This window comes from Kitasatospora sp. NPDC058444 (genome assembly GCF_042721415.1).
Lineage (GTDB): Bacteria > Actinomycetota > Actinomycetes > Streptomycetales > Streptomycetaceae > Kitasatospora.
Genome location: NZ_JBHXLL010000024.1, coordinates 128,324 through 139,542 on the forward strand (window position 1 = coordinate 128,324; position 11,219 = coordinate 139,542).

The 11,219-nt window shown below is 72.2% G+C and carries 7 protein-coding genes; 6 read left to right on the plus strand and 1 reads right to left on the minus strand.

Annotated features, from left to right (window positions below):
- Positions 1-239: 239 nt before the first annotated feature.
- Positions 240-1,226, plus strand: a complete 987-nt coding sequence (locus tag ACFWP2_RS24355; protein ID WP_380454850.1) for a hypothetical protein — start codon at positions 240-242, stop codon at positions 1,224-1,226.
- 40 nt (positions 1,227-1,266) lie between these two features.
- The gene (locus ACFWP2_RS24360) at positions 1,267-2,262 is read left to right on the plus strand and encodes a TauD/TfdA family dioxygenase (protein ID WP_380454852.1); all 996 of its coding nucleotides are present in this window, start codon (positions 1,267-1,269) and stop codon (positions 2,260-2,262) included.
- 195 nt (positions 2,263-2,457) lie between these two features.
- Here the strand turns inward: ACFWP2_RS24360 and ACFWP2_RS24365 are convergent, their stop codons facing one another.
- Positions 2,458-4,257 (minus strand): amidohydrolase, encoded by a 1,800-nt coding sequence (locus tag ACFWP2_RS24365; protein WP_380454854.1) that lies wholly within the window; start codon positions 4,255-4,257, stop codon positions 2,458-2,460.
- A 233-nt stretch (positions 4,258-4,490) separates the two neighbouring features.
- On the opposite strand from ACFWP2_RS24365, the gene ACFWP2_RS24370 reads away from it, so the two are divergent.
- The 4 genes from ACFWP2_RS24370 to ACFWP2_RS24385 all read left to right on the plus strand — a co-directional run bounded on the left by ACFWP2_RS24370 (position 4,491) and on the right by ACFWP2_RS24385 (position 11,012).
- The gene (locus ACFWP2_RS24370) at positions 4,491-5,417 is read left to right on the plus strand and encodes an NADP-dependent oxidoreductase (protein ID WP_380454856.1); all 927 of its coding nucleotides are present in this window, start codon (positions 4,491-4,493) and stop codon (positions 5,415-5,417) included.
- A 61-nt stretch (positions 5,418-5,478) separates the two neighbouring features.
- Positions 5,479-5,766: an antibiotic biosynthesis monooxygenase family protein gene (locus ACFWP2_RS24375; RefSeq protein WP_380454858.1), complete on the plus strand. Its 288-nt coding sequence runs from the start codon at positions 5,479-5,481 to the stop codon at positions 5,764-5,766.
- 430 nt (positions 5,767-6,196) lie between these two features.
- Positions 6,197-8,395, plus strand: a complete 2,199-nt coding sequence (locus ACFWP2_RS24380) for a M4 family metallopeptidase (RefSeq protein WP_380454868.1) — start codon at positions 6,197-6,199, stop codon at positions 8,393-8,395.
- 376 nt (positions 8,396-8,771) lie between these two features.
- On the plus strand, positions 8,772-11,012 hold the full coding sequence (locus ACFWP2_RS24385) for an RICIN domain-containing protein (RefSeq protein WP_380454860.1): 2,241 nt from the start codon (positions 8,772-8,774) through the stop codon (positions 11,010-11,012).
- Positions 11,013-11,219: the final 207 nt, after the last annotated feature.

Here is an 11,219-nt window from a genome sequence, read left to right on the forward strand (position 1 = left end):
CGATCTCCGCGCCGACGCCGGTCGAATCGGTCAACTCCGGCTCCCGGCACGGAAGTACCCGCACAGCAAGGTTTCGGGTGGCATGTTTCTGGCGAACCATGTCAACCATGGGCTTGCCTTCGATTGCCGATCACCCTGCCGTCGCTGTCTTCCGCGAACCCCGGGCCGGGCGGCCTTCTCCGGCGCTGGGCCCGGAAGTCGACGTCGAAGCGCGGCGGACCGCCCGCGTGCTGGCCGGGGTGGCGACCCATGCCGGGCCCGTCGAGCGGAGTGCCACGCTGTGGCGGGCCGCCGCGACGGCGGGGGAGCTGGTGGCCGCGCTGTCGGACCTGGCTCCGGCGGTGGCAGGCGAGGACGTTCCGGCGGAGTCGACGAGCCAGTCGTACTTCCGGGTCCGTGAGGTGGAGCTGTCGGATCAACAGGCGGCCCTGCATGGCGCCTTGGTCATCCACCGCGGTCTGGCGGACCTGTGCGAAGCGCCGCTGTCGGGCGCCGACCTGGCGCAGGAGACGGCCGGGATGCGACTGGCGGTGCTCGACCTCACCGGCACGGTGCCCGGCGCCGGTCCCGAGCCCGCCCCACTGGCGGCCGTGTCCGAACCCGGATCGGGCCCGTCACTGGAGAGCGTGTGGAGCGCTCGCTGGCTCATCGGGCACCAGGTCCACGTCCTGTTCAACATCTGCGCGGCCGTCGCCGTGGCCGACGCCACCCGCCACCTGCGGCACGGCGGCGCCGACGCCGCACTGGCCCGGCTGGCGGACGCGACGGTGTACGTACGCGGCTTCCCGGCGGCGATGAACCACGCCAGTACGATCCCGGTCGACCACTACATGGCGGCGATCCGACAGACCATGGCACCGCCGTCGACGGACATCCCGCTCAGCGGGCGCCAGCACCGGGGCTACAAGCTGTTCCGGGCCGCGATGAAGGACCTCCTGACGGTGCTGCCCGACTCCTACGATCAACTGGCCGACTGGTCTCCGGAGTTGGCCGATGCGCGCGGTGCCCTGCTGGAAGCCGACATCGTGGACGCCGAACGGCACGTCACCCTCGCCTACTCGATGGTCCACCTGCGTCGCTCCATCGCCCAGCGGCCCGAAGGCCCCGACAACGCCGTCGCCGAACTCCGGCTCATGCGCCACCGCCGCGCCGCCCAGTACGCCCCGCTGATCCGCTTCGGCGACCACTACATCGCCGACGCCGTGGCCGGCCTGCGCCATTCCTGAGTCCGCGCGCCCACCGTTCGCACTCCCGGTAGGAGACCTGATGTCCGGCACCACGCAGCACACCGCCGTCACCGCCGACTGGACTCTGGACCCGGCCGACACGGACGTGTGTGAGCGCCTGGCCCGCACCCTGTGCACCGGCGGAGACGACCAGGTCGACGACCCCCAGTGGGTGGACCGGGCCCGGGACGCCTGGGACGAACTCCCGCTGCCACTGCGCCGCGCGGTACGCGGGTTCCGCCGGCAGTCCGGCCCGCACGGCACCCTGGTGATCGGCGGCCTGCCCGTCGACCGGGCGACGCTGCCCGCCACCCCCTCCGTCTCCGGCTCGGTCCAGCGGCGGGTCACCGTCCCAGCCGCGCTGCTCACCATGGTGGCCTGCGGGCTCGGCGAGCCATTCGCCTACCTGGCCGAGAAGTCCGGCGCCCTCGTGCAGGACGTCGTGCCGGTGCCCGGGCAGGAGTCCTTCCACGGCAACGCCGGGTCGGTGCCGCTCTCCTTCCACAGCGAGAACGGCTTCCACCCCCACCCGCCCGACTACGTGGTCTTCCTGTGCCTGCGCGCCGATCACGACGGGATCGCCGGCATGCGCGTCGCCGGCATCCGCCAAGCGCTGCCGCTGCTCACCCCGGCCGGCCGTGAGGCCCTGTTCGCACCGGAGTTCCTCACCGCACCACCGCCGTCCTTCGGCCCCGACGCCACGAGCGAGGCCCAGGCCGAACCCCGGCCGGTGCTGTCCGGCGCGGCCGAGGACCCCGACATCCGCATGGCCCAGCTCGTCACCACGCCGCTCACCCCTCGGGCCACCGCCGCGCTGGCCGAGTTCGGCCGCGCCTGCGAGGCGACCGCCCGCACCCTGCGCCTGACCCCCGGCGACCTGGTCGTCATCGACAACCGCGTCACCGTCCACGGCCGCACCGCCTTCCGGCCGCGCTACGACGGAGCGGACCGCTGGTTGCAGCGCACCTACGTCACCACCGACCTGCGCCGCTCCCGCGACCACCGACCCCGGGACGGCCACGTCCTCACCCGCTGACTCCCACCCCCAACGGGGTCGGCGGGTCCACCCTGGTCGAGGTGCTGCTCGGCGTGCTCCTCGCTGCGGCCGGCGAGGTGTCTGCCGCTCGGCGGCACACTCCCGGCCGACGTCCACGGCCGGCGTGGTGCGGCCGCCTCGGGGCAGAGTCCCAGGGCGGCCGCAGCGCGGAAAGCGTCTGTGACTGCGGGACCGTCAGCAGCAGCCGTGCCACTGGTAGTCGGTCGGGGCTTCGATCCCGGGCTCGGGGTCGTCGGAGTTCGCGTCGGCGGTGTGGATGGTGGTTCCCCTCTTGATGGTCTCGGCGACCTTGATGTCCTTGATCTCCTCCGGCGGGACCGTCAGCGGGTTCGCGGAGAGGATCACCAGATCGGCGAGCTTGCCGACCTCGATGCTGCCCTTGCGGTCCTGCTCGAAGTACTGGTGGGCGGCGTGGATGGTGACGGACTTGACCGCGTCGAGGGCCGACACGCACTGCTCGGGCCCGAGGACGACCTGGTCGGTGCGGGTGCGACGGGTGACCTGGCTGGAGAGGATGGCGATCGAGTTGGGCAGGGCCACCGGCGCGTCGTGGTGCGAGGTGTAGACCATCTGCCGGTCGACGGCCCATTGGGCGGGGGAGATGGTCGCGGCCCGCTCCTCGCCGAGGACGGTCTTGCGGTACCAGTCGCCCCAGTAGTAGGTGTGCATGGAGAAGAAGGACGGGATGACGCCCAGGCGGGCGAAGTCGTCGATCTGGTCCTCGCGGGCGGTCTGGGCGTGGATCGCCACCGTCCGCCGGTCGCCGGGTCCGGCCTCCTCGGCGGCGGTCGCGACCGCCTCGACGAACTGGTCGATCGCGGCGTCCCCGTTGACGTGCGCCAGCACCTGCCAGCCCTTGGCGTACGCGGTGCGCACCTGGTCGAGGACGACCTTGGGGTCTTCGACGGTGGGGTAGCCGCGGTAGCCCTCGGGCGTACCCTCCGGCCGCTCCTTGTAGGGCTCGGTGAGCCAGGCCGTCCGGCCCTGCGGGGACCCGTCCAGGTACATCTTCACGCCGGCCGCCCGCACGCCCCGCTCGTAGTCCTGGCTCGCGCCGACCGGGTCCTCCTCCGGTGAGGCCGTCGCCTCGTCGGCCCGCGCGTAGGCGACGACGTCGATCTTGAACGGTACGAGGGCGGCGGCGTCCCGCAGGGCCTTGAGGTTCTTCAGCGTGGCACCGCCCTCCTGGACGGTCGTGAAGCCGAAGCTCGCGGCCGAGGCGACGCCCTTGCTGAAGAGGGCGGCCAGCGCGGTCAACGGCAGGCCGGCGGTGGCCTTTTCGGAGGCCGGGTTGAAGGCGGTCTCCTCCAGCACGCCATTGGGTTCGCCGAACGGTCGAGCGATGGGGCCGGTTCGGCGGCGGATGACGCCGCCGTCCGGGTCGGCGGTGGCCCTGGTGTAGCCCAGTTCCCGCAGGCCGCGGCCGTTCACCGCCCCGAGGTGGAAGGACTGGTGGATGGCCAGCACCGGCCGGGTGGTGGACACCTTGTCCAGGTCCTCGCGGGTGGGGTGGCGGCCTTCGGCGAGCATCGCGTCGTCGTAGCCGAACCCGATGATCCACTGGGAGGCGGCGCCCACCGGGCTCTTCGCCCAGGCGCGCAGCTTCTCCTGGAGCGAGGCGATGTCGGTGACGTCGCCGTCGGGGTCGGCCAGCAGGTTGGCGAGGGTGGCCTGCAACCCGATGCCGCCCAGGTGGCCGTGGGCGTCGATGAACCCGGGCAGCAGGGCGCGGCCGGCCAGGTCGCGCACCTGGGTGCGCGGTCCCCGCCAGCGGTCGACGGCCTCCTGGTGGTCGCCGACGTGGACGATGAGACCGTCCTTGAGGGCCACCGCCTCGGGGCGGGGGTCGGTCTCCTGGGAGTCGGCGGCGGCCGTCACGATCTCACCGCCGTGGAAGATGACATCGGCCTCGTCGTACGGCGCCGCACCCTGGGCACCGCCGCCGTCCGTCGTCCCTGCCGGCTGACCGCTCATCCTGGTCCCTCCTGTCGCCCACGTTCGGTGCATCTCTGCCTACCCATGGCTACCGGGGCACGAACCCGGGTGCCACCTGCGAGCCGACGCGGAGCCGGGTGGCCCGCGGGTTCCGGCGTACGGCGCCGTCAAGAATTACTTGACATCCTCAACTGTTCAGCCCTACCGTCTCTGCGTTACTTAATGAGATGAACCATCGAGTGACTCAACACTTCTTGCGAGGAGCACCACCCATGAAGGCCATCACCTACCGCGGCTACGGCGGACCGGACGTCCTGGAGTACGGGGACGTGCCCGAGCCCAAGCTCGGCCCGGACTCCGTCCTGGTCCGGGTGGCGGCGGCGTCGGTCAACCCGGTCGACTGGAAGATCCAGGCCGGTTACCTCGACGGCGCGCTGGACGTGGTCTTCCCCGTGATCCCGGGCTGGGACGTCGCCGGTGTCGTGGAGCGGGTCGGCGTCGGAGTCACCGAGTTCGCGCCGGGCGACGAGGTGATCGGCTACGTCCGCGAGGACATGGTGCGCCGCGGCACCTTCGCCGAGTACGTCGCCGCGCCCGTGCGCACGCTCGCCCGCAAGCCCTCCAGGCTCGACTTCGTCCAGGCTGCCGGCCTGCCGTTGGCGGGCCTCACCGCCTACCAGGCGCTGACCCGCGCCCTGGAACTCAAGCCGGGCGAGACCGTGCTGGTCCACGCGGCGGCCGGCGGGGTCGGCTCACTCGCCGTCCAGATCGCCGTCGCCCTCGGCGCCCGGGTGATCGGCACCGCCGGCGATCGCAACCACGACTACCTGCGCGGTCTCGGGGCCGAGCCGGTGGCCTACGGCGACGGTCTGGCCGAGCGCGTCCGCGCGCTGGCTCCGGGCGGCGTCGACGCCGTACTCGACCTGGTGGGCGGCGAAGCCCTCCGGATCTCGCCGGCGCTGCTCGCCGAAGGCGGCCGCCTCGCCTCCGTCGCCGACGGCGCCGTCCTCGCCCTCGGCGGTCGCTACGTCTTCGTGCGCCCCGACGCCGCCGACCTCACCGTCCTGGCCGACCTCGCCGAGAGCGGCCGGCTCACTGTCGAGGTCGCGGCGACATTCCCCTTGGAGCGGGCAGCCGACGCCCAGCGCCTCAACGCCGCCGGCCACAGCCGCGGCAAGATCGTCGTCACCATCCCCTGACCCTCCGCCCGAACCGCCCCCATCACCAGGACCGTCCCGCACCACCCCGGAAGGACCCGTCGTGTCCCTCGTCGTGATCACTGACTGGCTCGCCGACACCGGCGCCCAGCAGCACGTCGCCGATCTGCTCCCCGCCGTCACCGAGGCCGCGCTCATCGAGCCCGGCGTGCTCTCCTTCCGGGTGGTCCGCTCCCTGCGCGACCAGGCCGCCTTCGTCGTCTTCGCCGAGTACGAGGACGAGCACGCGCTGGTCGCGCACCGGGAGAGCGCGCCCTACCAGCGACTGGTGCTCGCCGGCATCACCCCTCACCTCATCGACCGCCAGGCCGAGGCCTACGCCCTCGTGTGACGCGGGCCGCCGGACCTTCCGTGAGGGTAGGTCTTCCGGGAGGGACAGGCCGGGGACGGCGCGGAGCCGTCCCCGGCTCCGTTCTGTTTTCCCCCGCATTACCCGCCTTCTGACGGCGGATTACCTCGACATTACGTCTATGGCGAAGCATTCCGGCCAACTTGTCGCCGCACTGGTGACGTGTCTCCAACAAAGGTGGCACTGTACCGTCCCATCGCTGCAGCGGCCCTTGCAGTCGCACGCGCACCACTCGCTGCGGTGATCACGTGGAGGTTGTCCCCCACTCGAACCACCAGCTCTACCGGGCGGCGCCATCCCTGCCCTCCCGGCTGACCCGGCCGTACCCGCGCGGCCGTCGCAGAAGGAGTTCAGTGTGACTCGATCCTCCCGAAAGACCACCGGCGCAGCCGCGTTGACAGCCGGCGCCGCGATGATCGTGGCCGTTCTGACATCCGGTGTCGCCATCGCCGACGAGACCCCCACCGAGGCCCCCGCCGAGGCCCGGGTCACCGCCGGCGCGCTGCCGGTGCAGCTGTCGCCGGAGCAGCGCGGCGAGTTGCTGGCCTCGGCGGACGCGTCCCTGGCGCAGACCGCGAGGTCGCTGAACCTGGACGCGAAGGAGGCACTGGTCGTCAAGGGCGTCACCAAGGACGCCGACGGCAGCGTGCACACCCGCTACGAGCGGACCTTCGACGGACTGCCGGTGCTCGGCGGCGACCTGGTCGTCCACACCGCCGCGGACGGCACCACGAAGGGCGTCACCAAGGCCACCGAGGCGGACATCGCCGTCGACACCACCGCCAAGGAGAGCGCCGAGGCGGCGAAGGGCCTCGCGCTCGACAGCGCCGGCAGCGCGAACGTCGCGGAGCCGGCGGCCGATGGCGCCCGCAAGGTGGTCTGGGCCGCGTCCGGCACCCCGCGCCTCGCGTGGGAGACGGTGGTCACCGGCACGCAGGAGGACGGCACGCCGTCCGAGCTGCACGTCATCACCGACGCCAACTCCGGCAAGAAGATCTTCGAGTACCAGGGCGTCGAGACCGGCATCGGCAACAGCAAGTACTCGGGCCAGGTCACCATCGGCACCTCGGCGGCCGGCGGCGGCTTCGCGATGACCGACAACACCCGCGGCGGCCACAGCACCTACGACCTGAACGGCACCACCTCCACCAGGAAGCTGTTCACCAATCCGACCGACACCTGGGGCGACGGCACCGTCGCCAACCGGGAGACCGCCGCCGTGGACGCCGCCTACGGCGCCCAACTCACCTGGGACTACTACAAGAACGTCCACGGCCGCAACGGCATCAAGGACGACGGCGTCGGCGCCTACACCCGGGTCCACTACGGCAAGAACTACGTCAACGCGTTCTGGTCAGACAGCTGCTTCTGCATGACCTACGGCGACGGCGCGGGCAACGTCAAGCCGCTGACCTCCATCGACGTCGGCGCCCACGAGATGACCCACGGCGTCACCTCCGCCACCGCGAACCTGATCTACAGCGGCGAGTCCGGCGGCCTGAACGAGGCCACCTCGGACATCATGGCCGCCGCCATCGAGTTCTGGGCCGGCAACCCCGAGGACAAGGGCGACTACCTGGTCGGCGAGAAGATCGACATCAGGGGCAACGGCACCCCGCTGCGCTACATGGACAAGCCCTCCAAGGACGGCAAGTCCCGGGACTCCTGGTCGTCCGACCTCGGCTCCGTCGACGTGCACTACTCCTCCGGCCCGGCCAACCACTGGTTCTACCTGGCCTCCGAGGGCAGCGGCGCCAAGACCGTCGACGGCGTGGCCTACGACTCCCCGACCTCCGACGGCCTGCCGGTGACCGCCATCGGCCGGGACGCGGCCGCCAAGATCTGGTACCGGGCGCTGACCACCTACATGACCTCGTCGACCAACTACGCGGCGGCCCGCACCGCCACCCTGCAGGCCGCCGCCGACCTGTACGGGAAGACCAGCGCGACGTACCAGAACACCGCCAACGCCTGGGCGGCCATCAACGTCGGCCCGCGCGTCGTCGACGGCCTCCTGCTGGACCCCGTCGCGAGCCAGATCACCGCGATCGGCACCGGCGCCGATCTCCGGATCGAGGCCACCAACTTCAACCCCGGCATGGTCACCTACCACGCGACCGGCCTCCCGCTGGGCCTGACACTCCACCCGGTCACCGGCCGCGTCACCGGCGTCCCGGCCCTCCCGGGCACGTACACGGTCACCGTCACCGCCAAGGCCTCCCACCACAGCAGCCTCGCGACGACGTTCACCTGGAGGGTCTCCCCGGGCATCTTCGCGAACACCACCCCCCTGCCGATCCCGGACGGCGGCCCGGCGGTCTTCTCCGACATCGTCGTCGACCGGAACCTGGGCCAGGCGCCGAGCGACCTCAAGGTGAGCGTGGACATCAAGCACACCTGGCGCGGCGACCTGGCCGTCGACCTGGTCGGCCCGAACGGCACGGTGTACCCGCTGAAGAAGAGCAACATCGGCGACTCGGGCGACAACGTCATCGAGACCTACACGGTGGACGCCTCCGCCCAGCCCTCCAACGGCACCTGGCGGCTCCGGGTGCAGGACATGTACCGCACCGACTCGGGCCGCATCGACGGCTGGAAGATCATCTTCTGACCGGTGCGCACCGAGCACTGAGCACCGAGCACCGATCGGCTGAGCACTGAGGTGATCCGGTCGGCGAAGGCACTGACTTCGCCGACCGGATCACCTCTCGGCCGTACGGCGCGGCCCGTCGCCGGACTCCGGACCACCCGGGCTGAACAACCACCTGACGGCCGAACAGCAGCAGGCCGCAGTGGACACGCTCGCCGTCACGTGCGACGTGCCGCGCGCGATGCTCGGCGCCGCCGCCGCCCGCGATTCGAACGCGCTGAAGGTTTTCGCAAGACGTTTCTGTTATCGCCGGACGTCCCCCGTGCTCTCCGGAGTGTCGGAAGGCCCGGACCCCCTCACCACGGGGTCCGGGTCATCGCACGAGGAAAGGAACGCGATGGGACACCGGAGCACCGGGCTTCGCCGGCGCAAGCGCCGCAGGCTCACCCGCAGGAGCGCCCTGGTCGCCGCGGCGGTGGCGGCAGGGCTGGTGGCGGGAACGCTCGGCATCCGCACCGCGCTGGAGCCGACGGCCCCGAACGGCGCCGTCACGGCCGCGGCCGACGGGGTCGACGGTTCGGGGACGCAGGCCGGGCTGGTCGGCTACGACGGCGCACCGGGGGAGACCGGCACCGCCGAGGGGGCCACCCAGGCGCCCGCCCCGAAGCGGGACCAGAAGGCCGCGCCGCTCAAGGCGATACCCAAGGACGAGCCCGAACGCGGCCTGGTCTACGCCGGATTGAGCCTGCCGGGCAGCGACCGCTGCGGCGGCACACTGGAGGTCACCGGCAGCACCCAGTGCAGCCACGGCCCGGACGTGCCGCCCAAGGGCGTGGACATCCGCCAGGACGTCCCGCCGGTCGTGGCGCCTGTCGCCCAGCCGCCCGCGCTCACCCCCGCGGCCGGAGCCCAGGCACCCGCCGCCGCCGACCTGCTGAAGGGCTCCGCGCCCGTCCTGGACGCCACGCAGAAGGCACTGCTCGGCGGCTCCGGCACCGCCGCGGACGCCGCCCCGGCCGCAGCGGCCGCGCCCGCGGGGTCGAAGCTGGTCTGCGAGGGCGACGGCAGCAGCGGCAACCGCGTCCAGGTGGTGTACGTCCACGGCCCGGGCAACGACCGCTTCGCCCAGTACCTCGCCTCGTTCAAGAAGTGGGCCGCCGACGTCGACGTCATCTACAACGCCAGCGCCGCGGAGACCGGCGGCGAACGGCACGTCCGCTTCGTCACCGAGTCCGACTGCAGCGCCTCGGTGCTGAACGTGCAGATCTCCGACGCCGAGATCCGGGACTTCAACGCGAGCAACCGGGCCCTCGCCGCGCAGGGGTTCAACCGCAAGGACCGCAAGTACATGATGTTCACCGACGCCAAGGTGTACTGCGGGATCGGCACCTTCGCCGGCGACGAGCGCCCCGGCCAGGACAACCTGAGCAACTTCGGTCCCTCGTACGGCCGGACCGACTCCGGGTGCTGGAGCGGCAGCACCGCCGCCCACGAACTCGGCCACAACCTGGGCGCGGTGAACAACAGCGCGCCCAACTCCAGCAAAGCCGGGCACTGCGTCGACGAGTGGGACGTGATGTGCTACTCGGACGCCCCCGACTACCCGCAGATGCGGACCGTCTGCCCGGACCGCGCCCATGACGACCGGCTCGACTGCAACCACGACGACTACTACAACACCTCGCCGTCGCCGGGCAGTTACCTCACCACGCACTGGAACGTCGCCAGCAACCGCTTCCTCATCGCCGGTGGCGGAAGCGGCCCCGACCCGACGCCCACCCCGACGCCCACCCCGACTCCGACCGGCACGCCGACCCGCACGCCCTCGCCGTCCCCGACGCCCACCGGCAGCACCACCCCCACGCCGACCGGCTCCCCGTCGCCGACCGCGACCCCGACCGCCACCCCGACCACGACCCCCACGCCGACCGCGACCCCGACGGCGGGCAACACCGGCCCCGCGGTGAGCGTCAGCCAGGTCACCCAGAATTCCGCCGTGCTCAGCTGGACCGCCGCACCCGCCGCGGCCGGCTACGACGTGCTGCTGAACGGCCAGGCGATCGGCACCGTCCGCTCGACGGTGGTCGGCGTGGTCCGCCTCGCCCCCGGCACCTCGTACACCGTGGCCGTGGCCGTCCGCGACGCCGCCGGCGTGGTCGGCAAGCCCGGTCGCACCGCCACCTTCCGCACGGTCGCCGACGCCGGCCGCCCGCAGCCGGGCACGCGCTACACGATGGTCAACGGACTGACCGGGCAGGCCGCCGACCTGTGGGGCAGCTCGATGAACGACGGGACCGTGGCCATCGCCTACCAGCGCACCGGCTACGCCAACCAGAAGTGGCAGTTCGAGGACGCCGGGAACGGCGCGCTGCGGATCAAGTCCGCGCGCTCCGGCAAGTGCCTGCAGCTCGGCGGCGCCCCGGTGGCCGGTCAGTACGTCGCCCAGCAGCCGTGTTCCGACACGGCCGCGCAGAAGTGGCGGCTCGACGCCGTCGAGGGCGGGTTCACCGTCACCGCGGACGGCGGCTCGCTCGTGCTGGGGCTCAGCACCCGCTGGTACTACGGCGGTTGGCTGCTGGAGCTGCAGCAGGCGAACGGCCGGCCGCAGCAGAACTGGTCGCTCCTGAAGACCACGTAAGCAGGCACCTCCGACCGACCGCGGGCCGCGCACCCGAGGATCGGGCCCGGTGGCCCGGTCCCGCACGTCGCCCGACCCGCGCGCCGGGCGCGGCCACCCGTTCCGGGGGGGCCCCGCCCCCCGGGCCCCGTTCACCAAAGCGTATAAGGGATTTGTGAAAACACCACCCACCCCAGGAAACCCCCCCATACCAACCCCCCCCGCACC

What these genes read in the sequence shown, in the direction of transcription:
- ACFWP2_RS24360 (WP_380454852.1), top strand. Translation starts at nt 1,267, where the DNA reads ATGTCCGGCACCACGCAGCACACCGCCGTCACCGCCGACTGGACTCTG.
- ACFWP2_RS24365 (WP_380454854.1), bottom strand. Translation starts at nt 4,257, where the DNA reads ATGAGCGGTCAGCCGGCAGGGACGACGGACGGCGGCGGTGCCCAGGGT.
- ACFWP2_RS24370 (WP_380454856.1), top strand. Translation starts at nt 4,491, where the DNA reads ATGAAGGCCATCACCTACCGCGGCTACGGCGGACCGGACGTCCTGGAG.
- ACFWP2_RS24380 (WP_380454868.1), top strand. Translation starts at nt 6,197, where the DNA reads ATGATCGTGGCCGTTCTGACATCCGGTGTCGCCATCGCCGACGAGACC.
- ACFWP2_RS24385 (WP_380454860.1), top strand. Translation starts at nt 8,772, where the DNA reads ATGGGACACCGGAGCACCGGGCTTCGCCGGCGCAAGCGCCGCAGGCTC.